The organism is Methylobacterium sp. 190mf (assembly GCF_900107945.1).
Classification (GTDB): Bacteria; Pseudomonadota; Alphaproteobacteria; order Rhizobiales; family Beijerinckiaceae; genus Methylobacterium.
Genome location: NZ_FNVI01000001.1, coordinates 169,875 through 193,680, shown reverse-complemented (window position 1 = coordinate 193,680; position 23,806 = coordinate 169,875). Strand labels below are relative to the sequence as shown.

The 23,806-nt window shown below is 71.0% G+C and carries 18 protein-coding genes; 11 read left to right on the top strand and 7 right to left on the bottom strand.

Annotation, left to right across the window (positions count from 1 at the left end; translation table 11 throughout):
• Positions 1-27 precede the first annotated feature (27 nt).
• The 3 genes from C4T42_RS00905 to C4T42_RS32685 all read right to left on the bottom strand — a co-directional run bounded on the left by C4T42_RS00905 (position 28) and on the right by C4T42_RS32685 (position 4,442).
• Positions 28-537 carry a chemotaxis protein CheW gene (locus C4T42_RS00905; RefSeq protein WP_091675922.1) on the bottom strand — a complete coding sequence of 170 codons (510 nt, stop codon included), beginning with the start codon at positions 535-537 and terminating at the stop codon, positions 28-30.
• Complete coding sequence (locus C4T42_RS00900) at positions 537-2,612, bottom strand: chemotaxis protein CheA (RefSeq protein WP_103984594.1); 2,076 nt, start codon at positions 2,610-2,612, stop codon at positions 537-539. The genes C4T42_RS00905 and C4T42_RS00900 overlap by 1 nt, the downstream gene beginning before the upstream one ends.
• 609 nt (positions 2,613-3,221) lie before the next feature.
• Positions 3,222-4,442, bottom strand: coding sequence for a methyl-accepting chemotaxis protein (locus C4T42_RS32685; protein WP_103984593.1), 1,221 nt, complete (start codon positions 4,440-4,442; stop codon positions 3,222-3,224).
• A gap of 319 nt (positions 4,443-4,761) precedes the next feature.
• On the opposite strand from C4T42_RS32685, the gene C4T42_RS00890 reads away from it, so the two are divergent.
• Complete coding sequence (locus C4T42_RS00890; RefSeq protein WP_103984592.1) at positions 4,762-5,043, top strand: STAS domain-containing protein; 282 nt, start codon at positions 4,762-4,764, stop codon at positions 5,041-5,043.
• Between the two features lie 33 nt (positions 5,044-5,076).
• A complete protein-coding gene (locus tag C4T42_RS00885; RefSeq protein WP_020091072.1) occupies positions 5,077-5,442 on the top strand; it encodes a response regulator in 366 nt (121 codons plus the stop codon).
• Between the two features lie 111 nt (positions 5,443-5,553).
• On the opposite strand, the gene C4T42_RS00875 is transcribed toward C4T42_RS00885, so the two are convergent.
• Entirely contained in the window at positions 5,554-6,678 is a 1,125-nt protein-coding gene (locus C4T42_RS00875) for a hypothetical protein (RefSeq protein WP_020091073.1), read from the bottom strand.
• Between the two features lie 77 nt (positions 6,679-6,755).
• The gene (locus tag C4T42_RS00870) at positions 6,756-7,712 is read right to left on the bottom strand and encodes an antibiotic biosynthesis monooxygenase (protein ID WP_020091074.1); all 957 of its coding nucleotides are present in this window, start codon (positions 7,710-7,712) and stop codon (positions 6,756-6,758) included.
• 1,175 nt (positions 7,713-8,887) lie between these two features.
• On the opposite strand from C4T42_RS00870, the gene C4T42_RS00865 reads away from it, so the two are divergent.
• Both C4T42_RS00865 and C4T42_RS00860 read left to right on the top strand, forming a co-directional pair.
• On the top strand, positions 8,888-9,370 hold the full coding sequence (locus C4T42_RS00865) for a nucleoside deaminase (RefSeq protein ID WP_026604608.1): 483 nt from the start codon (positions 8,888-8,890) through the stop codon (positions 9,368-9,370).
• Positions 9,371-9,457: 87 nt separating this feature from the next.
• Entirely contained in the window at positions 9,458-10,846 is a 1,389-nt protein-coding gene (locus C4T42_RS00860) for an FAD-dependent oxidoreductase (protein ID WP_103984591.1), read from the top strand.
• Positions 10,847-10,858: 12 nt separating this feature from the next.
• Here C4T42_RS00860 and C4T42_RS00855 read toward each other — a convergent pair whose 3' ends face one another.
• Positions 10,859-11,953: a DUF4272 domain-containing protein gene (locus C4T42_RS00855; RefSeq protein ID WP_020091077.1), complete on the bottom strand. Its 1,095-nt coding sequence runs from the start codon at positions 11,951-11,953 to the stop codon at positions 10,859-10,861.
• A gap of 459 nt (positions 11,954-12,412) precedes the next feature.
• Between C4T42_RS00855 and C4T42_RS00850 the strand changes: the two genes are divergently transcribed.
• From C4T42_RS00850 to C4T42_RS00820, 7 genes are all read left to right on the top strand, one after another.
• Positions 12,413-14,533, top strand: a complete 2,121-nt coding sequence (locus C4T42_RS00850; protein ID WP_020091078.1) for a M48 family metallopeptidase — start codon at positions 12,413-12,415, stop codon at positions 14,531-14,533.
• A gap of 7 nt (positions 14,534-14,540) precedes the next feature.
• Complete coding sequence (locus C4T42_RS00845; protein WP_020091079.1) at positions 14,541-15,056, top strand: hypothetical protein; 516 nt, start codon at positions 14,541-14,543, stop codon at positions 15,054-15,056.
• A gap of 175 nt (positions 15,057-15,231) precedes the next feature.
• Entirely contained in the window at positions 15,232-15,507 is a 276-nt protein-coding gene (locus tag C4T42_RS00840; protein WP_020091080.1) for a CsbD family protein, read from the top strand.
• Positions 15,508-16,074: 567 nt separating this feature from the next.
• Positions 16,075-16,353, top strand: coding sequence for a hypothetical protein (locus C4T42_RS00835; protein ID WP_234081793.1), 279 nt, complete (start codon positions 16,075-16,077; stop codon positions 16,351-16,353).
• A gap of 65 nt (positions 16,354-16,418) precedes the next feature.
• Positions 16,419-17,591: an efflux RND transporter periplasmic adaptor subunit gene (locus C4T42_RS00830; protein ID WP_042672342.1), complete on the top strand. Its 1,173-nt coding sequence runs from the start codon at positions 16,419-16,421 to the stop codon at positions 17,589-17,591.
• 131 nt (positions 17,592-17,722) lie between these two features.
• Complete coding sequence (locus tag C4T42_RS00825) at positions 17,723-20,911, top strand: multidrug efflux RND transporter permease subunit (RefSeq protein WP_020091083.1); 3,189 nt, start codon at positions 17,723-17,725, stop codon at positions 20,909-20,911.
• A gap of 190 nt (positions 20,912-21,101) precedes the next feature.
• Positions 21,102-22,049 carry a hypothetical protein gene (locus C4T42_RS00820; protein WP_103984590.1) on the top strand — a complete coding sequence of 316 codons (948 nt, stop codon included), beginning with the start codon at positions 21,102-21,104 and terminating at the stop codon, positions 22,047-22,049.
• Positions 22,050-22,251: 202 nt separating this feature from the next.
• Here C4T42_RS00820 and C4T42_RS00815 read toward each other — a convergent pair whose 3' ends face one another.
• Positions 22,252-23,532, bottom strand: coding sequence for a family 16 glycosylhydrolase (locus C4T42_RS00815; protein ID WP_103984589.1), 1,281 nt, complete (start codon positions 23,530-23,532; stop codon positions 22,252-22,254).
• Positions 23,533-23,806: the final 274 nt, after the last annotated feature.

The window sequence follows — 23,806 nt, the reverse complement described above, 5'->3', positions numbered from 1 at the left end:
AAATTCTGACGGGACTTCGGAAAGACTTCAGTCGAGGATCTGCTCGAGCTCGGGGACGATGATGAATTCGTCCCCCGCCTTGACGATCGAGCGGATGTACTCCGGGCGCCAAGTCGTGCCGACGGGCGGCACCGCCTCGCACTGCGCCGGATCGACCTCCGTGACCGCGAACACCTTGTCGGCCACCAGCGCGACGACCACGGGGTCGCCCGCCACCGCCACCTCCAGGACGAGGAAGCGCGTGTCCGGGCTCGCCGACGCCGCCGGCATCCCGAACCGCTCGCGGATGTCGGCCAGAGGCACGACGTTGCCGCGCACGTTCACGATCCGATCGATATGCGGGCGCGCCCCCGCCACCCGCGTCGCCGGGATCGGATCGATGATCTCGCGCACCATCCCGGCCTCCAGCGCGAAGCTCTCCGAGCCGATCCGGAACATCACCACCTGCTGGCCGCCCTGCCGACCGTCCCGCTGGCCGCCGTCGGCGGCCGCCTGCGGGCCGGGCTCGACGACTCCGCGCGCCACGCCGCCGCTCATCACGCCACCTCCTGGTACTCGCGCACGCCCTCGGCGCGCCCGCCGCTCACGAGGCGGCCGACATCGATGATCAGCGCGGCCGTGCCGTCACCCAGGATCGTCGCCCCGGAGAAGGTCGCCACGTCCGCGTGCAGCTTCGACAGCGACTTGATGACGGTCTGGTGGTTGCCGATGATCTGGTCCGCCACCAGGCCGACCCGCGCCTCACCGGCGGCCACCACGATCACCTTCTGGTGCAGGTCCGGCTCGCCCGCGGCCCCGAACAGGCTGCGCAGCCGCAGGAACGGCACCAGCGCGCCGCGGATGTTGAGGAAGTCCCGCCCGCGGCCGCCGCGCTCGCTGGCGGGCAGCTCGACGCATTCCTCCACCGCGGCCAGCGGGATGACGTAGCGTCCCTCCCCCACCCGGATCAGCAGCCCCTCGATGATCGCCAGCGTCAGCGGCAGGCGCAGCGCCACGCAGGTGCCGCCGCCCGGCTCGGTCGCGATGTCGATCGTGCCGCGCAGGCTCTCGATCGTCTTCTTGACGACGTCCATGCCGACCCCGCGCCCCGACAGGGCCGAGATCTCCTGCGCGGTCGAGAAGCCCGGCGCGAACAGGAACTGGTAGATCTGCTGGTCGGTGAGCACCGCGCCCGGCGCGCACAGGCCCTTCTCCTCAGCCTTGGCGCGGATGCGGGCCGCGTCGAGCCCGGCGCCGTCGTCGCGCACGCTCACCAGCACCTGCGCGCCGACATGCTCGGCGGTGAGCGTGATCCGCCCGGTGGCGGCCTTGCCGCCGGCCGCGCGGCGCTCGGGCGCCTCGATGCCGTGGTCGATCGCGTTGCGGATCAGGTGGACGAGCGGGTCGGCCAGGCGCTCGATCACGGTCTTGTCGAGCTCGGTCTCCTCGCCGGCGGTGACGAACTCGACCGGCTTGCCGAGATCGCGCGAGAGGTCGTGGACGAGGCGGCGGAAGCGGCCGAACAGGGCGCCGATGGCCACCATGCGGATGCTCATCGTGGTGTCGCGCAGCCGCGCGGACAGGCGCTCGATCTCCTCGGCGATGGCCTTGAGGCCGGGATCCGCATGCAGGCCGGCGAGCTGGCTGAGCCGCGCCTGGGCGATGACCAGCTCGCCGACCCGGTCCATCAGCTCGTCGAGCCGCTCGGCCTCGACCCGGACGCTGCTGGCTGGCCGCTCCTCGGCTCGCCGGGCCGGGACGCGCTCGGCGGCCCGGGCCGCGGGCTCGACCGCACCCGGCCCGGCCGGCCCGGTCTCGCCGGACGCGCGGGCGGCGAGATCGGCAGCCGGAACCGCGCCGGACGGCGGCCCCGACGGCGGCGGTGCGGCCTCGGCCGGCTCGGGCGCGGCGTCCGGTGGCGCGGCCGAGACCGGGACGAGCGTCAGGGTCATCTCGTCCCGCACGAACAGGAAGACGTCCTCGATCGCCTCGCGGGGCACGGCCGCGCGCAGCGTGACGTCCCAGCCGATGGCGAGGCTCTCGGGGTCGAGGGCCGGCAGCTCGGGCAGCGCGTCGAGGCGCGGCACGATCGTGCAGGCGCCGAGGTCGCGCAGCTCGTCGAGGAGCGCCAGGGGATTGGTCCCGTTGCGGAGGATCTCGGGCGCGAACGCGATGCCGATCTGCCAGCCGCCCTCCCCCGCCGCAGCGGGCTCGGCGGCCGGCTCCGGGAGGAGCGCGGACGGGGCGGCCGGGCGGGACGCGGCGCCGAGCAGCTGCTCGAGTTCGGCCAGGATGGCCTCGCCGATGATCGGGGCGCTCGCCTCGGGCTCCTCGATGAGGCCGCGGATGTAGTCCTTGGCCGAGAGAGAGACGTTGACGAGGTCGCGGCCGACCGGGACCTCGCCGCGCCGGACGCGGTCGAAGGCGGTCTCGAAATCGTGGGTGAAGGCGGCGACCTGCTCGAAGCCGAACATGGCGCCCGAGCCCTTGATGGTGTGCAGGGCCCGGAAGGCCGTGTCGATCAGGGCCCGGTCCTCGGGCCGGTCGCCGAGGTCGAGCAGCGTCGTCTCCAGGCGGGCGAGCAGCTCGGCGGCCTCGGCGCGGAAGATCTCCGCGGGATCGAGAGCAGTCATGGGACGAACGGACCCCCGGACACAGAACGCAGATACAGAACCAACCGCCCGATCCCGAGCGCGAACGGACGCGCCGATACCGAAGACCGGCCGCGTCCTTCGCGATCAAGCAGTCGAACAGACTGTCCCGGCGCGCGGCGACCGCGCGGTGACGGGACACGACGCGAAGCCGCCGCCCGACTTCGTGGGTTGTATATAATCGGACCAGAAATTTTCGGTTAACGAACAGATTTGAATCCTGAACGGGAAGTATATCCACATACAGTCCGAAGAATTTGATTATCGGATACAGCGATCGTGTGAGACGCGGATCACAGGATCTCGGGCGCGCGGTGCGGCACGGTTCCGGCCATCACGGCGCGTCGACGAACGTCGATGGACTCGGTCGGACGTGGACGGACGTGTGGGGACATCGACGTCCACCGGCGCGCAGCCGCGCGGATGCGGGCCGCGGCAGGTCCGTGCGGGCGGCGCGCGGATCGCGGTGGGACTGGAACCGGGAACGGGGCCGGTCGCGGCCGGTCCGGCGCGGGTAGGCCCGGCCGCGGCGCGGCCGCCGACCGGGCCCGAGCGGGCTGCCCTCGGCGCGCGCCGGCGCGGCGGGCGCGCTCAGAACAGGTCGATGCCGTCCAGATCGTCGGCGGCGTCGGCGGCCGGCGTCTCGGAGGCCGGAGCACCCCCGAGCAGGCGCTCCGTCAGGCGCGCGCGAACCTCCCCCAGGGTGCAGCCGGCGATCGCCGCCGCGATCCAGGCCGGATCGGCGGCGGCATCCGGCGCCGCGACGCGGTCCGCGCTGTGGTCGGCGAGCCGCCCGAGTTCCGCGCCGGCCGAGCGCAGCAGGCCCTCGACGTTCTGGATGCGCTGCTTGGCCCGGTCCTGGAACTGCATCGCCACGATCGCCGCCGACACGTCCTGCGTGATGGCCTGCGTGGTCTCGGCGGTCTGCTGCAGGATGCCCGCGACCTGCGCGTTCTGCTCGACCAGCGCCCGCATCACCATGCGGACGCGCGTCTCGGCGGTCCGGCTCTCCTCGGACATGTCGATCGCCGCAATGTCGCCCAGCAGGGCATGGCTGCCGCGCAGGCCGGCCGCCATGGTGCCGATCTGCTGCTTGATGACATCCGACAGGGCGTTGATGGTCGTGGCGAGGCCGCGCACCTCGTCGGCGACCACCGCGAAGGCCGCGCCGCTGGCGCCGGCCCGGGCCGCCTCGATCTTGGCGTTCAGGGCGAGCAGGTTGGTCTGGCGGTTGATCCGCTCGATCTGCGCAACGCTCCCCTCGACCGACGACAGGCCCTCGAGCACCCCAGCCAGACCCTGCGCGAGGGTCGACCCGCGGGACGACATCAGGGTGATCCGCTCGATCAGGGCGGTGAGCGTCTCGCCGAGGCCGGCGGCGACGTCGCCGAGCTGCAGGGTCCGGTCGTCGATCCGGACGGTCTGGACCGAGGCGACGAGCCCCCGGACGATCTCCGACTGCTCGCAGGTCGTGGCGGCGATGCTCTGGAAGCGATTGGACAGGCCGTGGACGTTGGCCTCCACGTCGGTGGAGACGATCCCGAGCTCGGCGACGAGGGCGTCGAGCAGCGTCCGCTGCTGCGCCGAGAGGCCGAGCCAGGCCTGGAGCAGGTCGGCCGCCTGCGCGGCGGGCGCCGGCGCCGGCTCGCTGGACGACGCGGCCGCCTCCGGGAGCGGGGCGGCCGGGATCGCCGCGCCCGATCCGCGCCGGTCATCGGACCCCGCCTCGGACCCCACCTCGGGCCGCATCTCGGGCCGGCGGAACCGGGCCGGGACCTGCCTGAGGATGTCGTGGGCGACTTGGAAGGCCATCGGCGGGCGGGTCTCTCGGCGTCGTCCGATGCGCGCGGGTCATGCAACAATCCCACGGTCGGTACCCGACCGAGGCTAAGGATCACCGTTGAAGAAAGTGTTATCGCCCGGCCGAGGGCCGCAACGGCCGGCACAGATCACAGTATTAGCCAATCAACACTGTTCCAGGCCGGGCAGACGTCCGTCCTGTGCTGGGCCCGCGGCCGCGTCGGCCGTCCTCGATTGGCCGAACCTTCAGGAAGAATTTACCCGCCGCGGTGTTGACTCGGGCGCGGCGGCGCGTCGCCCCGCAAGTCCGTCGTCGAGGTCACGAACCCGTATGTCCGAGGCTCCCGTCCTCACGCTCGGTCCCGACTGCACCATCCGGACCGTCCGGGCGCTGCAGGACACGCTGGCGGCGGCGCTCGCCGGCGGGGCGCGCCTCACCCTCGACTGCGCGGCGGTCGAGCGCGCGGACGTCACCTTCGTCCAGATCGTGCTCGCGGCCGACCGGACGGCGCGGGGTCGGGCCGCCGGGATCGCGCTGGTCAACGTCCCCCCGGCGGTCGAGGGCGCGTTCCGGCGCGCCGCGATCGAACACCCCAGCGCGCCGCTCCTCTAGGCGCGCGTCAGGCACAAGAACGGAATCCGTGTCATGGCCACTGTCCTCGCCGTCGACGATTCGCCCAGCATCCGGCAGATGATCAAGGTGGTGCTCGGCCCGGCCGGCCACACGGTGATCGAGGCCGGCGACGGCGCCGAAGGCCTCGCGAAGGCCAGGAGCGAGAGCGTCAACCTCGTCATCACCGATCTCAACATGCCGGTGATGAACGGGCTGGAGATGATCAAGCAGCTGCGGACGCTGCCGAGCTGCACCGGCGTGCCGATCCTCTTCCTGAGCACGGAATCCGACGAGGCGATCAAGCAGCAGGCGAAGGCGGCCGGGGCGACCGGCTGGATCACCAAGCCGTTCAAGCCCGAGCAGCTGCTCGCCGTCGTGGGCAAGCTCGTCCGCGCCTGAGGCCGCGCCTGAGGCCGCGCCTGAGGCCGCGCCTGAGGCCGCGCCTGAGGCCGCCTTCGTCGGGCCCGACACCGGACCCGTCATGTCCCCGACCGCGCCGATCCGGCGGGCTCATTTCAGGTGGTAGGCCACCCCGGCGATCAGCGCCTTCTCCTCGGTGTTGAGCGTGCGCCGCGGGTCGCCCCCGAACTTGTTGTGCCAGTACTGGAACCCGGCGAAGACCTCGACCCGGTTGGGCGTGCCGGCGACGAGCTGCCCGACATCGAGCACGAGGTTGGTCTGGGAGACGAATTCCAGCTGGGTGTCGTTCTCGTTGAATCGACCGTAGCGCCCCTTGGGCAGCACGATCGTGTTGAAGCCGGCGAGCGACAGCGGCAGCCCGGTGAACGGCAGCGGGATCGTGTAGGTGATCTCGAATTCCGGCGTCATCTTGAACTCGACGCTGCGGAAGTGCGCGTAGTCGAAGCCCGGCACCGGCCCGTATCCGGCGAAGCCGTTGCGGGAGAACTCCTTGTAGCCCTGGACCTTCAGGTTCACGAACCCGGCCGGCACGTCGAAGGCGAAGCTCAGCCCGAAGGTCCCGGCGCGCTTCTCGGAATCGAAGGTCGTGTCCTTGGTGTTGACGTCGGCCCCGAACGACAGGCCGACATCCTTCACGAAGCCGGGGATGGCCAGGGCCTGCGTGTCGAAGACCTTGTTGAGGCTCAGGACGCCCCGGTAGATCAGGTAGAACTCGGTGGCGCCGACGCCCTCGAACCGGCCAACCTGATTGCCGGCCGGATCCTGGGATCCGGACCGGAGGATGTCGAGGGAGAGCAGGTTGGTGCCGTAGGCCCACGCGTTGGCGTGGAACAGGTTGATGACGGTCTTGGGGACCTCGCGCCCCACGAACTGGCCGTCGGGACGCTGGACCCGGAGGCCGGGCTCCGCCGAGGGTCCCTGGAAGCGGTAGCTCACCACAGTGTCGGAGAAGTTGAAGAAGGACGGCGGCGGCGCCGCCATCACGGTGGCGGCCGCGACGGCAACGGCGGCCTCCTGGCGCCGCGCGCGGGCCGCGGCCGCGACGGGCGTCCCGTCGGCCGCACCCGTCCCCGACGTGGCCGACGAACTGGCCGCGGCCGTGGCCGGAGCGGGCGCCGGCTCGGCGCGGGCGGGCCCGGCCAGACCGACCCCGCAGGCCAGGATCAGCAGGCCGGCCGCCGCGCGCGGGCTCGCCCGGGACACCGACCGGAGCATCGCGCGCCCTGTCCCCGCGCCCGGCCCCTGCCCGCGACGGCGCCGCGCGGGCCGCGACCGCCCGGACGCGCCGCCGGTCAAAACAGCTTCCAGAACACGAGGATCATGAGCCCGTAGGCGGCGATCAGCAGCGCGGCGCCCTGCAGGTTGACCCGGGTCCGCCGCGCCGGATCCGGCGTCAGCCACCAGCCCAGCCGCTTGGCCGTCCAGGGCACCATCACCGAGGTGAGCAGGACGCTGAACACGTTGCCGATGAACAGGGCGACCGGGAAATCCACCTTCAGCATGCCGGCCAGGATCGGCGCGCCGACCAGGACACCCCACAGGAACACGGTCGGGTAGAGGGTCAGCACGACGATCATGTTCATCTTCCACGCCGCGGGCGCGCCCTCTCCGGGCGGCGCGACGTTGCGGAACCACTGCTCGAAGCCGCTCTGCACCGTCCGCGTGTGGAATTCCGCGGTCATCGGCGCCGCCTCGGCGACCAGGGCCCGCCGCTCGGGCGAGTCCATCCAGGTGCGCAGGTTCGCCTCGCTGTCGAAGCGCAGGATCGCGACGTAGTCCTCCTGCACCCCCGGCACGGCCGGCTCGAACCGGTAGCCCTGCATGCCGGGCGCCCGCGACTGCGCGGCCGCGATCTTCTGCTCCCACCGGAGGTAGGCGGCCTCCATGCCGGGCTTCACGCGGGTGCTGATCACCGCGCTGACCGGCGAGGTCCGGGCCGCGCCGGCGTCGTCCTTGACGATGTGGACGTCGTCGCGGCCGACGAGCATCGGCGTGGCGCCCTGGATGCGGGCTTGCCGCTCGGGGGAGGCCATCCAGGTCTTGGCCTGCTCCAGGCTGTGGAACCGCTGCACGATCACCCAGTCCACCTGCAGCGGCGGGCGCGGCGGGATCAGCTGCTGCTCGATGAAGCCCGGGAAGGCCGCGACGACGGCGCTGGTGTCGACCTGCCAGCGGGCGAAGGCGTCCGCGCTCTCCGGCCGGATGGTCGTCTGCGTCACGATGCTGACGGACGATGTGGCACCGCTCATGAACCGACGCGCTTCCGTTGCACGGCTGCCTGCACTCGCGCGTTGGCTTCGCGCGGCCCCCGGCGCCGCGCCCGGTCACCGCCCGGCGGGTCCGGGGCGGTGCCGAGAGGCGCCACCTCCGGCGACCCGGACGGCCGGTCCGTGGACCGCGGCACCGAGGCGGCGGCGGACCCGCAGGGATCTGCCGCGCCGCGGAACACGAGGATAAACAACCGAAAATTGATCTTGCATCGAGCGCCCGCCACTCCATTGGCAGCACTGCTCTGCATGCCTGTATCAGCGGGCAATCTACGACCGGAGTCAAGACCTCAGCGCGGAGTTCGAATATTTTAATTGTAAATACAGCACGTTCTCTACGGCGATCGTCTTTTAAGCGGAAACGCTTGCACGATATTTATCTTCCCCGCGCGCGGCCCGGAATGCCGGACTTTTTCGGCGCCCGCTCCGCCCGAGCCCCGCCGAGCTGGGACGGAGCGACAATGAAAAGACGGGGCGGAGACGATCGTCGCCGGGCGCGGCGCAGGGTGTGGCGCCGGGTGTGGCGCCGGGTGTGGCGCAGGGTCGGGGCGCAGGGTCGGGGCGCAGGGTCGGGGCGCCCTGCCATGACGGGACGGATTATTTCTTGTCCGTCCGTCTCAGGCGGGGCGCCGCCGTCCCGATCAGGAGCCGCCGCCGTGACCGCGACGCGCCATATGTGCTGCTCGGATCGGGCCGGAGAGCCTGATCGATCATCTCTTCACGGTCGTTTTATTGCATTTCCCTATATTTACAATTCGACTGCCGACGATCGCGGGCCGGCGTTGACGCGGCACTTCCGCCCCTGTCTATTCTGTCGCCAAGCCGCGGGTAGCCGCTCGTTACTGGCTGACGACCATGCGTTCGCAGGAGGCACGGTTTCAGCGGAACGTCCCGATCCGCGCGCGGCCCCGTCGCCGATCCTGCCCGCGCGGCTCGACGGCGGTCGCGCTCCGTGACACCCCGCACCGCTCGGCCGGACCGCGCGGCGACATCGCTCAACCCGAAGCCAATGCCGGTCGGCCGACCCGGAGTTGTTAAGCACGCCGCGCGAAGTCTAGTGCGGTCCGACACAACAATCCGGACCGCCCCTCGATTAAGAAATCTCCGCGGTTCATAGTCCCGACCAACCGACCCGTTTCGCGACGACAGAGGTTCCAATGTCTGACAACCACGAAAAGTTCATGGCCCGGGCGATCGCCCTGTCGGAGAAGACGTCGCTGGTCGACAGTGCCGGCGGCGTGTTCGGCTGCGTGATCGTCCAGGACGGCGAGATCATCGCCGAGGGCGCCAACCGCGTCGTCGCCGAGAACGACCCGACCTGGCACGGCGAGATCGAGGCGATCCGGAAGGCCTGCAAGGCGCAGGGCAGCTTCAAGCTCCGGAACGCGACGCTCTACACCAGCGCCGAACCCTGCCCGATGTGCATGGCGGCCGCCTACTGGGCCGGCGTCAAGAACGTCTACTACGCGGCGCAGGTCGAGGACGCGCTGGAATACGGCGGCTTCGACGACAGCATGATCTACGCCGAGCTCAAGAAGGATGTCGGCGAGCGCTCCATCCCGACCGAGCAGATCATGCGCGCGGAGGCCGTCGAGGTCTGGAAGAAGTACGCCCAGAAGGCGGACCGCGTCCCCTACTGAGGGCCGGATCGCGAGACCGGCCGCCCTGCTCCGCCCGCTCAGGCCGCGTCGCCCGAGCGGGCCTCCACGCCCGCGCAGTGCCCAGTCATGAATGCTGAGACCTTGAGGACGGCCTGCAAGGGCCCGGTCATCGACGCGGGCGACCCGCAGTTCCGGGAGGCGCTTCACGGGAACCTGTGGAACAGGCTGATCCCCGACCGGGCGCCGCAGATGATCGTCAGGGCCGCCGACGAGGACGACATCGTCGCCACCGTGAAGTTCGCCCGCGCGCACGGCCTCAAGGTCGTCGTCCGCGGCGGAGGCCACAACTGGTGCCAGCCGACCCTGCGCAACGGCGGGATCCTGATCGACCTCGGGAGCCTCGACAGGATCCTGGCGATCGATGTCGCGCAGCGCCGGGCCGTCATCCAGCCGATCGTCAGCAACCGCGACATCCAGAAGGCGCTCAACGCCCACGGACTCGCCTTCCCGACCGGCCACTGCCCCCAGGTCAAGGCGAGCGGCTACTTCCTCGGCGGCGGCATGGCCTGGAACCCCACGGTCTGGGGCTACGGCACCGAGAGCCTCGAGGCGATCGAGCTCGTCACCGCCCAGGGCGAGCGGATCCGGGCCAGCGAGACCGAGAACCCGGACTTCTTCTGGGCCGCGCGCGGCGCCGGCCCGGGCTTCTTCGGGATCGTCACGAAGTATTTCCTCAAGCTCCACGCGCTGCCGAAGGCCATTCACGGGAGCGAGTATTTCTATCGCCTCGAGGATGCGCCGGCCGTCGGCACGTGGCTCGGCGAGGCGGCGCCCACGATCGCGCCGAGCGTCGAGCTGACCCAGTTCCTCGTGAAGGCGCCGCCCGCGCTGGCCGAGGCGGCGGCGGACCGGAACGGCTGGGTCTGCATGGTCACCGCCACCGCCTTCGAGGACACCCCGGAGGCGGCCCGGCGCGCGCTGGCGCCGCTCGATGACGCACCGGTCGCGCCCCTGTCGAGCGCGCGGGTGACGCCCCTCGACTTCGAGCAGCTGTTCGACGCGTCCGGCGCGCTCTTCCCGGAGGGCGTGCGATCCCGGGTCGAGGCCACCTTCTCCAATCACAGCCCCGGCGCGGTGATGGCGGCCATCCTGCCCCTGTGGCAGCGGGCGCCTTCGGCGACCTCGGTGTTCCTGTCGACGATCTTCTGCGGACCCGACGTCCCGGGGCCGCAGCGGAACATGGCCCGCTCCATGACCTCGAAGGTCTATGGCGGCCCCTGGACCATGTGGCACGCGGCGGACGACGATCAGGCCAACGCCGCCTGGCATCGGGCGGTGACCGCCGCGCTGAAGCCGCTCAACATCGGCTACTACATTGGCGAGACCAACACGGTCGAGCAGCCCGAGATCGTCGCCCAGGCGTTCACGCCCGAGAAGTGGCAGAGGCTGTGCGCGCTGCGCGACGAGCACGATCCGGACCGCGTGTTCTTCGACTATTTCGACGGTCTGCGCTGAGCCGCGGCGCGGTCACGTCGGCGTGTCGGTCGCGTCCCAGGGCGTGTCGCGGTCGTTCTGGAATCCGGTCAGCCAGTTCAGCGCGACGTGGCGCTCCGCCACGACGTCGCCGTTGAGCCCCGCGGGGGCTGTCCCCTTCTGCCGCGCCTGCCGGACGACCCAGTGCGCCCGCCACGCGCGGTCCAGCGCCTCCAGGATCTCGCCGGGCGGCCGCAGCCGCGCGGCGTCGGCCGCGCCCGCGTCCCGGGCGAGCGGCGCGACCGCCCGCCAGAGCGCGTCGACGTCGACCGTCGCGTCGCTGTCGGCGATCCGGGCCGCGCGCACGCCGAGCGCCCACAGCAGGGTGTTCGCGGCCTCGTAGCGCCAGGACGCCGCCGCGGCGTCCTTCGGGTCCGCCGCCTCGATCTGGGCGCGCTCGGCCGGCGACAGGGCCGCGAAGCCGATCGGATTCAGCGTCCTCTGCCCCGGCTCGCGCAGCGTCGTGCCGGCGCCGAAGGCCTGCCCCCAGGCCGCGATGTAGAGCAGGGCCAGAGCCCGCCGGAGCACCTCCGCCGGCGGTCGCAGCGCGAGTTCCGCCTCGCCGAGCGCGGGGGGCATGCCGGCGGGCGGCTTCGGGTCCAGATCCTCCAGGCGCTCCAGGGTCCGGGCGCGGCGCGCGACGGCGTCGGGCGGATAAGGCAGACGCGCGGCCGGATCCGTCTCGCCCGCGGCCGACAGGAGGAGCGCCATGTCGGGCGCCCGCACGGAGCCGTCGGGCAGGAAGAGGACGGCGTTCGCCGCGAGCGCCCAGGCTTCCACGCGGGGCAGGTCGGACGCGGCGACCGCGAAGCTGACGTGGTTGCGGACGCGCTGCAGGTGGCGCCAGAGATGGTAGCGGTGGGCGGTCATCTGCCCGTCGCCCCGTCCCATGACGTAGCCGATGAACCCGTCGAGATGCGGCTGCAATTCGGGGTCGGACAGGTCCCGCCGGCCGTTCAGCGCGTGGTCGAAGGAGAGCGCGGGCAGGTCGCGCACGGTCGCGTAGGCGTTGACGAGAAGCGGTTCCTCCGGCGCCGCCTCCGCCGGTGCAGCATCGGCGCGTCCGAACAACCGCTTCAGCAGATTCATGGTCTCTCCCTTCCGGTCTTCCCGCGGAGCGGCGCCTCCGAGGCTGGCATCCAAACCGGGCCCGGTCGCGCCGGGCGCGCGAACGCGGAAGCGCCCAGAGTGGGGCGGGCGCACCGGCCGGGCAAGGCGCGCCGCGCCCGGAGCCCTCGGAGGCCGGACCGCAGCATTCGGTTGACGTGGCCGTTCGGCCGGTTAGAAAACCGGCCGTCGAATCGGTTATCGATCCGGTTGCGCCCAATCTTTGTCGCTCGGAAGCTGTAGCTCGACCGCATCTATAGCCTCCTGGACCGAGACTGTTCGCTGCGCCGGCTCGATACCGGGACGCCGACCCGACCGCAATCCTGCCGCGCCCGCCTTGCCGCGCCCGCGTCTCGCCATCAGGAGCCGACCATCGCCGAAGCAGCGCCCCCGCGCGACCGCACGCGACCGCGCGCCCTCGCCGGGCTCCTGGCAGCGACCGTGCTGCTGCCGCTCGCGATCCTGCTGATCGGGCTCTGGCAGGGCCAGCGCGGCCTCGACGACTGGCGGGCCTTCGCGGCCGAGCGCGACCGCCTCGGCGCGGTCGTGGCGGATCTGGAGGCGCGGGCTCCGCGTGACGGGCGCCCCGATTTCAGCCTGCAGTTCCGGCACGACGGCCGCCTCTACGGCGGCCCCTACGCCGCGGTGAAGGCCCGCGAGATCCGCGACCACGCGGGAACCCTCGCCGCCGTGATGGACTGGCGGCGCAGGCTGCCGGCGGTCGCGGTCGCGGGCGGCGGAATCGCGGCGGCGCTCTCCGTGCTCGTTCTGCTCGTCGGCGGCCTGCTCGGGCAGCTGGGACGCGGGTCGCGCGACGCCCTGGTCCGCGGCTTCTCGCTGGTGCGGCGGCTGCTTCCGCCCGCCCTCGCCGCCCAGATCGTGGCGGCGACCGCCGGCCTCGTCGCGGTGGTCCTGTTCGAGGCCGGGCTGCTCGTCGACGGCGGCCTCAGCGGCGGCGGCGTGAAGCTCCTGGCGATCGCGGCCGGCGCGGTCGGCGCCACGATCCTCGCCGCGTGCGGCGCCCTGATCGGCCTGCGCCGGGCCCTCGTCGCCTTCGCGCCCGAGCCGCTGCCGATCCTCGGGCGGCGGATCGCGCCGGCCGAGGCGCCGGGTCTCTGGCGCCTCGTCGAGGCGCTCGCCGACCGGATGGGCGCGCTCAAGCCCGAGGCCCTGGTCGTCGGCCTCACCGAGGGCTTCTTCGTCAGCGCCGGCCCGGCCGTGCTCGAGCCCGGCGGCGCGCGGCTCGACGGCCGGATCCTCTACGTGCCCCTGCCCTATCTCGCCCTGCTGCGCGTCGACGAGACGGCGGCGATCCTCGGGCACGAACTCGCCCACTACGCCGGCGGGGACACCGCCTACAGCCAGCGCTTCCTGCCGATCTACGCGGGCGTCGGGCGCTCCCTCGACGCGATGGCCGAGCGCGAACGCGGCGCGCTCGGCGTGCTCGGGCCGTCGATCCGCCTCGGCCTGTTCGTGATGGAGCAGTTCCACCTCGCCGTGCGCCACTGGAGCCGGGTGCGCGAGTTCGCGGCCGACGCGGCCGGCGCCGCCGTGACCTCCCCCGACGCCTCGGCCCGGGCGCTCCTGCGCTACGGCGCCGCGCGCCCGCGCGTCGTCGAGACCCTGGACGCGGCGGCCGACGCGCCGGAGACGGCCGCCGCCGACCTCGTGGCGGCGGCGTTCGACGGCGCGATCGCGCGCGGCCTCGAGGATCCCGCGGCGCGCCTCGAGGACGAGCAGGCCCACCCGACCGACACCCACCCGCCGACCCGCGACCGCGTCGCGGCCCTCGGACTGGCGGTGGACGCCGACTTGCTCGCCGCGGCCGGAACCGCGCCGCCGGCCCGGGCCCGCGACCAGCTCGCCGCCTACTTCGCCGACCCCGACGGCCTGTGCCGGGCCGCGACGCGGGACTTCCTCGGCGCGGTCCGCGCGCGGGAGGCCGCCGCCCGCGCGCATCTGGAGGCGACCGCCGCGGACGTCGGAACCGAGGAACGGGTGCTGCGCGCCAGCCACCGCGCTCGCGGCCTCGCGCTGTCCGCCAGCGCCGGCCTCTTCGCCGCCGCCGCGCTCGCGCTCGTGCTGCTCCGCGTCCCGGGGCTGTCGCCCTACGAGGCCCGGATCGTGTCGGCCGTGGCGCTGACCCTCGCGGCCGCCTTCGGCGCGGCGGGCGCCTTCGTCCTGTCGCGGGGCGAGCCGATCGCCCTGATCCTGAGCCCCGCGGGGCTGACGGCGCCCGGTCTCGACAGGGTGATCCCCTGGGAGGCCGTCGCCGATCTCGACATGTCGCTGAGCCGCGGCGGCATCGTCACCCGCCTGCTGCTGCCGCCGGGCGCGGACTGGCCGGAGCGGGCCCCGGGGCGACACCCCGTGAAGCTCGACCCGAAGCGCCGCATCGTGACGCTCACGGTCGGACTGCCGCGCCGGATGAAGCCGCAGGATTTCGCCGACCTGATCGCCCGCTACCAGGCCGCGCACCACGCCCGCCGCGCCCTGGCCGAGCGCGCCGCGAGCGCGACCGTCGCCGCCCACACCCCCTCTCCCGAAGCCCTGCCTGCTTGAGGATCGCATGGGATCGCCCGCCAAGCCCGAGACCGCCGAGACCCTGCGCCTGCCGCCCGACCGCGCGAGCTGGACCGTCATCCTGGGCGTGCTGTTCGGCTTCGTGCTGTTCGGCGGCCTCCTGGCAGCCAGCGCCGTCTACACGGCGCCCGTGCTGATCTCGGACTGGCAGGTCCGCGAGGCCGCCCGGCCCGTCCCGAACGCCCGCGTGAGCGACGGCAAGTGCAGCACCAAGCTCGTGTTCCACATCTGCGACGCGACGCTCTCGCTGCGGACGCCCCAGGGCAGCGTGACCCGCCGGGTGAACTACGTGTTCACCGGCCTGCACACGGGCGACTACACGATCGGCGTGATGGCCGACCCGGCGCATCCCGAGTCCGTCACCACCGATCTCGGCCTCGACCGGCTGTGGAACCGGGCGATCACCCTCCTGGCGATCGACGGGGTGATCCTGGCCGGCCTCGTCGGTGCGCTGATCTCGATCCTCCGCAACGGGCGCGCGGCGTTCCGGTCCGCCGCCTGACCGGCCCCGCGCCGGGATCTCGGCCGCGCAGGGCCGTCCGCGCCACGGGACACGCCCGAACCGGCGGACCGGTGCCGTACCGGTTGCCGGTCCGGCGATCCGGTACGTGTGTGTCATTGCGCCGGCGCGGACGGTCGGTCAGACCGCGCTCCCTCGAACCTCTCGGGAGAACCGGATGAGCAGCACCCGCAAGACGGCGCTTCGTGGCGCCCTCCTCGGCCTCGCCCTCGCAGGCCCGGCGCTGGCCGACGACACGCCGACGACGGCGGGCGCGGTCGACCGGCTCAAGGGCCTCGCCAACGAGGCGGTCGGCGGCGCCAAGCGCGGCGTCGGCAACCTGACGGACGACGAGGCGCTGAAGGCCGAGGGACGCGACCAGAAGCTCCGGGGCCAGGCCCAGCAGGAGCGCGGCAAGGCCAAGGACGCCGTCGAGAACGCCCTCGACAAGTAGGCGGACCGGGTCCCGGCCGCGCCATGGCCGGGACCCGGCGCACCGATCGAAACGGCCTCGCCGGCCGGCATGACGGACACCGTCGACGCCTCGGCCTGTCCCGGAGCCGGAGCCACTGGCCGCGCCGGGCGCGACGGACAGCGCCAGGCTGGCGCCGGTGCCCGCGGCCCGAGCGATCGTACAGTTGCCCTGCGTACTCGCCCGATCGACCTATTACGCGGGAAAGCTCTCATTATTTTAGCAAACGTTCCAATTTTTCATTCTATCTTACTCACTTGGCAGACATCACAGAAATCATACGGCCGCTCTGCCGGACGCCACCGCTTTAGGTAGTGCGCCGTGGTTGATAACGATTTTTGCTGCAACAACTTAACCGCGACATATGCTATCGATACAGGATAGGCGACCGAATCGGGCCGGTCTTGAGTATCGAACCTGTATTGCTGCAGGGCACGGCAACCGTGTGGGGCCGCCAGAACAAGGATCGACCGGACCGTCCGGTCGACGCGACGCGCGGGTGTGCCGATCATGATGTTTGCTGTCCCCGCCTTGCTGTTGGAGCTGGCGTTGACGACGCCGGTCTCGGACAAGATGCCGGTCTTCGACGTTCACGGCAGCTGCCGAGCGGCGACGACGGCGATGACCCTCGATCCCGTTCGGCAGAAGCTCTGCCTCCAGGACGAGGGGTCGGCCCGTGCCGAGGTGGCGAAGAAGTGGTCCAGCTTCCCGGCGGTCGATCGGACGCGCTGCGCGGCGGAGGCCCAGCTCGACGGCCTGCCCAGCTACGTCGATCTGCTGGAGTGCCTGACCCTCGCCCGGGAAGCCAAGGCCGAGGACGATCAGTAGTGCGCGTCAGGACCGAGACCGAAGACCGTCCCGTAACGCTCTCAGGTTGAGGGTCGACCGTGCCGATCGTGCTGCAGCTTCCCGGATCCCTCCGTCTCCTCGCCTTGGCGGCCATCGCGGGCCTCGCCGCCGGTTGCCGCGATGCGAACCAGTACGTTCCCCCACCGCCGCCGACGGTCTCGGTCGCGCAACCGCTCGTGCGCACGGTCACGCGCTACTTCGAACTCACCGGCAACACCAAGGCGTTCGCGGCCGTCGAGCTCGAGGCACGGGTCCAGGGCTTCCTAGAGGCGATCACCTACAAGGACGGCGCCGTCGTGAAGAAGGGCACGCCGCTCTTCTCGATCCAACGCAACACCTACGAGGCGCAGCTCAAGCAGGCGCAGGGCGCCCTGGCGGCGCAGCAGGCCGCCCTAGCGAATGCCCAGTCCGAGTATCAGCGCCAGTCCACGCTGGGCCGGCAGGAATTCGCCTCGCAGGCGCGCGTCGAGGACGCGAAGACCAAGCAGGACCAAGCCAGCGCCGCCGTCATGGAGGCGCAGGCCAACCTCGACATCGCCGCCATCAATCTCGGCTACACGCAGGTCTCCGCACCGTTCGACGGCGTGGTCACCAACCACCTCGCGGATGTCGGGGCGCTCGTCGGCATCAGCGGACCGACCAAGCTGGCGCAGCTCGTGCGCATCGATCCGCTCTACGTCTACTTCAACATCAGCGAGCAGCAGGTGCTGCTGGTCAAGGAGCACCTGCTCGCCACGCACCGGACGCTGGGCGACCTATCCAGGATCCCGGTGGAGATCGGCCTGCAGACCGAGACCGGCTATCCGCATGCGGGCAAGCTCGACTACCTCGCGCCGCAGGTCGACCCGTCCACCGGCACGCTGATGGCGCGGGCGCTCATCGAGAACGGCGACCACGCGCTCCTCCCGGGCCTGTTCGTTCGGGTCCGGGTCCCGGTCGGGCGCCAGGACAAGGCCCTGCTGGTGCGCGACGACGCCATCGGGACGAACCAGCAGGGCAGCTACGTGCTCACGGTCGGCGCCGACGACACGGTCTCGCAGCGGGTGGTGACGCTCGGGCCCCGGGACGGGCGCTACCGGGTGATCGAGACCGGGCTCGCACCCGGCGACTGGGTCGTCACGGACGGCATCCAGCGGGCAATCCCAGGGGCGAAGGTCGCGCCCCAGAAGGTGGCGGTGGCCGAAGCCTTGCCCGACCCGGCGCCACTCCCGCGGTGAGCCGTCGTCCGGAAGTCCCGGCGCTGCCGACGAGGCCGACACGCCCGACGATCGGACAGTGATCTCCGCCACCCCGCGTCCCGCCCTGGCGGCGGGCCGCCCCTGAGACGCCGGCACCGAGGGCCAACGGCATGATCTCGCGCTTCTTCATCGAGCGGCCGGTCCTGGCCAACGTGCTGGCCCTGGTCATGGTGCTGATCGGCGCGGTGTCGCTCTTCAACCTGCCGGTGTCGCAGTATCCCAACGTCGTGCCGCCGACGGTCCAGGTCACCACCCGCTACCCGGGTGCGAGCGCCCGCACGGTGGTCGACACGGTGGCGCTCCCGATCGAGCAGCAGGTCAACGGCGTCGAGGGCATGCTCTACATGCAGTCGACCAGCGCGAGCGACGGCACCTACACCCTCACGGTCACCTTCGCGATCGGGACGGACGGCGATCAGGCCCAGGTGCTGGTGCAGAACCGGGTCGCGATCGCGATGTCGTCGCTGCCGCAGGCGGTCCAGGTCCAGGGCGTCACGACCCAGAAGAAATCCACCGCGGTCCTGCAATTCGTCACACTGTCGGCCAGCGACGGGAAGTTCGACAGCCTGTTCCTGTCGAATTACGGCGTCATCAACGTGCAGAACGAGCTGGCCCGGCTGCCCGGCGTCGGCAACGTCACGGTCTTCGGCGCCGGCCAGTACGCGATGCGGATCTGGCTGGATCCCGACCTTGTGCAGGCCCGGGGCCTCACCCCCGACGCCATCATCAACATCGTGCAGCAGCAGAGCCAGGAGGTCACCGCGGGCGCCGTGGGGATGCCGCCGGTCCCGGCCGGCCAGGACTTCCAGTACACGCTCAACGTCAACGGGCGGCTCAACAGCGCCCCGGACTTCGAGAACATCGTCGTCAAGGCGGACGCGCAGGACGGCGGCCGCATCACCCGCTTGCGCGACGTCGGCCGCGTCGAGCTCGGCGCGCAGACCTACAGCCAGTCGTTCACGCTGAACGGGCAGCCCGCCGCCGGCATCGGCATCTACCAGCTGCCCGAGGCGAACGCGTTGACGGTGGCGAACGCGGTCCGCACTCGGATGGCCGAGCTCGCGAAGACCTTCCCGTCGGGCCTCGTCTACGCCATCCCGTTCGACACGACGGAGTTCGTGCAGGCCTCGATCCACGAGGTCTACATGACGCTGTTCGAGGCGGCCGTCCTGGTCCTGATCGTCATCCTGGTCTTCGTCCAGGACTGGCGCGCCATGCTGGTGCCGGCGACGACGGTGCCGGTGACGATCATCGGCGCCTTCGCCGCCATGGCGGCGATGGGCTTCAGCGTGAACCTCTCGACGCTGTTCGCGATCGTGCTGGCCATCGGCATCGTGGTGGACGACGCCATCGTGATCGTCGAGGGGGTCTCCCACCACATCGACGAGGGCCTCTCGCCCCGGGCGGCGGCCGAGAAGGCGATGGAGGAGCTGTTCGGCCCGATCATCGGCATCACCCTGGTGCTCATGTCGGTGTTCGTGCCGGCCGCGTTCCTGCCCGGCCTGACCGGGCAGCTCTACAAGCAGTTCGCCCTGGTGATCGCCGCCACTGCGCTGATCAGCGCGATCAATGCCGCCACCCTGAAGCCGACCCAGTGCGCCCTGTGGCTGCGCAAGCCGGTGCCGCCGGAGAAGCGGAACGTGTTCTACCGCGGCTTCAACCGCGTCTACGGGGTCCTCGAGGGCTGGTACGCCCGGCTGATCGCCACCATGGTCCGGCGCAGCCGCCTCATGGTCGCCGTGGCGCTCCTGCTGATCGGGCTCGCCGGATGGGGGCTGACCCGCCTGCCGACCGCCTTCCTGCCCACCGAGGACCAGGGCTACGTCCTGATCGGCGCACAGCTGCCGGACGGGGCCTCGAAGGAGCGCACCGACGCGGTGATGCAGCGGATCAGCGTCCAGGCGAAGGCGACGCCGGGCGTCGACAACGTGCTCTCGATCAGCGGGATCTCGGTCCTCGATTCGAGCGCCAGCCTGCCCAATGCCGGCGTCGCCTACGTGGTTCTCAAGAACTGGGATGTCCGGGCCAAGGAGAGGGGCCAGGATCTGCGCAGCCTCTACGAGCGCTTCAACACGATGCTGGCGGGCGTCGAGGACGCCGAGACCTTCGTGCTGATCCCGCCGCCGATCCAGGGCATCGGCAACGCCAGCGGCTTCACCATGCAGATCGAGCTGCGCAACGGCGACTTCGACTACCCCCTGCTGGAGAGCCTCGCCCGGACGGTCGTCGCCGACGGGAACTCGCAATCCGGGCTGCGGAAGCTCAACACCTCGTTCCGGGCCGGCGTGCCGCAGATCGCGATCGCGGTGGACCGGGTCAAGGCCGAGGCCCTCGGCGTGACGGTCGGGCAGGTCTTCTCGACCCTCTCGAGCTACGTCGGGTCGTCCTACGTCACGCAGTTCAACAAGTTCGGCCGGACCTTCCAGGTCTACGTGCAGGCCGCGCCCGATTACCGGCTCCGCCCCGAGGACGTCGAGAACCTGAAGGTGCGCGCCGGCAACGGCGTGATGGTGCCGCTCGGCACCGTCGTGGAGATCAAGTCCGTGCAGGGCCCGTCCCTGATCAGCCTGTACAACCTCTACCCGACGGCGACGATCGTGGGCGGGGCGGCGCCGGGCTTCAGCTCCGGGCAGGCGCTGGACCTGATGCAGCAGATCGCCGCCAAGGTGCTGCCGCCGGGCACGGGCTACGACTGGACGGCGATGTCGTACCAGGAGAAGGCGGTCGGCGCGCAGATCTACCTCGTGTTCGCGCTGGCCATCCTCCTCGTCTACCTGGTCCTGGCCGGCCAGTACGAGAGCTGGATCCTGCCGCTGGCGGTCCTGCTCGGCGTGCCGCTGGCGCTGCTGGGCACGGTCGGGGCGCTGCTGCTGCTCGGCGTCGCCAACAACCTCTACACGCAGATCGGCCTGATCCTGCTGATCGCGCTGGCGAGCAAGAACGCCATCCTGATCGTCGAGGTCGCCCGCGAGAAGCGGCAGGCCGGACTCGACATCGCGGCCGCCGCCGTGGAGGCGGCGCGGCTGCGCTTCCGCCCGATCCTGATGACCTCGTTCGCCTTCATCCTCGGCGTGCTGCCGCTCGTCACCGCCTCCGGGGCCGGGGCCGCGGCGCGCAAGTCGATCGGCATCACGGTGTTCAGCGGCATGCTCGCCTCGACCTGCCTGGCGGTGCTGTTCGTGCCGTCCTTCTACGTGATCCTGCAGCGGATCGAGGAGCGCCGCGCGCGCCGGGGGCAGCCCGGGCCTGTCGCGTCCCCGCCCCCGGCCGGGACAACCCCCGAGACCGGACCGGCGTGAGCCGGAGCGCGGACGCGGCGCGGTTCCGCCCCGCGCCGCCGTCACCGCGCGACGCCGTTCCCTCCGACGCGCGGCGCCGGATCCGCGACCGGACCTCCGGAGACCACGCGTCCGGCATGCTCGACCGTTGACGGCCTTACATCGCCCACCCTATTAGATATAGCATTAGCTATAATGATGGGTCAGGGCTATGACGCACACCGGCGCTCCGCGTCGCCTCTCGGCTCTAGGATCGGTCCTGTGCGGCCTCGCCGCGGCGCTCGGGTTGGCCGCGGGGCTCTGGATGGCCGCAGCGCTCGGGCCGGCACTGGCCCAGTCCCTGCCCACAGCCGCCGAGAACCTGACGCCGGGCGACCTCGACAGCGAGCATCTGTTCGGCTTCACCGAGGGGAGCGACCTCGGCGTTCCCGGGGAGGCGGAGCTGGAATGGGAGACGAGCGGGCGACTCGGCCGGCGCGTCGCCCGCTTCCTGACCGTGGACAGTTCCCTGGCCCTGAAGGTGCCGCTGACCAACGATTTCCGCCTGGCCCCGGGCGTCACCTTCAACGCCTACGACATCGGCGCGCCGGGCACCCCGGCCCGGACCACGGGCGGCTTCAACGGCGGCTTCCTCGAGACCCGGGTGCGCCTGATGGATCGCCGGACGGCCCCCCTCGGCCTGACCCTCAACATCGTGCCGGGCTACGGAACCGTCGACAGCGGGACGGGCGTGCCGGCGCGCAGCTTCGCCACCGAGATCGGCCTGCTGGCGGATCGCGAGATCATCCCCGGCAAGCTGATCGCCGCCGTCAATGTCGGCTTCGCGCTCTCGACGACGCGGCTGACCGTGATGGACGCGCCCGTGCGCGGATCGGGGATCGAGGTGGCGGGGGCGCTGGCCTACTGCGTCCGGCCCGGCCTCTTCCTCGGCGGCGAGGCACGCTATGCCCGGACCTACGACGGCTTGGCGCTCGACCGGTTCGCGGGCGAGGCCGTGTATCTCGGACCGACCGCCTACACGACCCTGTCACCCCAGGCCTGGGCCTCGTTCACCTGGAGCTTCCAGGTCGCCGGGCAGGCGATGGGCGAGCCCGGACCGCTCGACCTGTCGAGCTTCGACCGCCATCAGATGCGGTTGCGCGTCGGGTACAGCTTCTGACCGCGGCCCTGTCACCGCACCGCGGCCTGCGAGCCTCAGGGTGGGCGAACGGGCGCCGAGAACGCGACCCTGGTGGAGCCGTCGAGGGACCGAACCGCCCGTGCCGACGGGCGGTGAGCCTGCCGTGGATGTCGGCTGAAGCGGCCCGGTCGCGACGAGAAGAGGGACTGGCTGCTTCGGAGCAGGTCTTCCGGAAGGGCCATTACATGCCAAACATGTTCGCAGTCGGAGCATGCAACGTGAAGGCATGACCCTCATCAATCCAGCCGCTCCCGGCGTGACCTTGCTCGATGTAGCTGATCTCATCGGCGCTGGAAGCGTAGTAGTGCCGTCCGCTCACGGTGTTGACGAACCGCTCGACGGTCAACGCATGCGATCCCGCGGCGGTCGAACTCGCGTAAGCGTCGAACGCAACACCGTCATAGTTGTAGCCGGAACCGTCCGAGAGGAGCCCGTCGCGCTCCGCGGTGCTGGTCGTGTAGAAGTGATCGCCGGTCGTCGGATTGGTGAATCGAAAGACGTCAGCCGTGGCAGACGACGACACTGGCGCGGCCCAGCCAACGCCCTGATAGGCGTAGCCCGACGGGGTGCTCTCAAGCTGCGCGCGTTCTGCAGCGCTTGCCGTGTAGAAATGCCGTCCTGAGACGGCGTCATAGAAGTGAAATACCGGCTCAAGCGCCGCGGCGTCCGGACTGGCCTGATAAGCCCGCATGTAGTCAATATTCATCTGCGCGGGAAATGGCGTCGACGCGTCGGCGTCGCCCGGCCACGAGCCGCCGACGGCGAGATTCGCGATCATGTACATGGGTTTGTCCAGACCGGCAGGCGTCGGCGTACGATAGATCTCCTGTCCGTCGAAGTAGAAGGTCAGCGTGTCCGGTTGCCAGTCAACACCGTAGGTGTGGTAGCCGCCGCTCATGTCGGCGACTGCGGAGATCCCCTGGCTCATGGTGTGGTTGCCGGGTGTCTGGCCGGGCGCCAAGCTGTGCACCGTGGTGTAGAGCGTGTCGGGATCGTGCCCGAGCATCTCCATCACGTCGATCTCGGGCGGCCAGGAACCGTCCGCCGGGAGCAGCCAGAACGCCGGCCAGAAGCCCTGACCGGCGGGCAACTCGGCCCGCATCTCGAAGTAGCCATAGGTCTGGCTGAAACTGTGGAAGGTATTGACCATTCCCGACGTGTAGGGCTGATCCCCAAGGTCCTGGAGCAGAGACGGATCAGACGGCGCGGCGGTGATGGTGAGGATGCCGTCGTGGACGCGGAACGGGTTCGGGAGCGCGCTGCCGTCGGGTTGATCGGCGCGGACATACCATTGCTGCTCCTGATTGAAGGGCCGCGTCCCGGTCGACGTGACGTGGATGCTCCACTGCGGGCCGCCGGACGTGTCGAGACCCGAAGTGCCGTCCCAGAGCGGCAGCGTGTCGAAGTCCTGGCTGTAGGTGAGTGTCGCCGTCTGGGCGAGATTCCTCGGATCAATGGCCACGGATCACCTGCCCCTTCGCGCCACGCACTGAAGTGGCCGCGCCGCACGATACAATCATAAGCTGCATCGGAAAACAGGGCGAATTGGTTACGACGATGATTGCCGGTCACCGTCTGGTCGATGGCACGACGCGCGGGATGCCGCCGTCGAAGCGTGCGGATCGATACGGAGGAGCCGATCGAAAGCGAATATTTATCTATATATTCCCCGTCATTCAGCGCGATTATCGATTTATAACGGACATCGATTTCCTCAGCTGATTTTATATACGCAA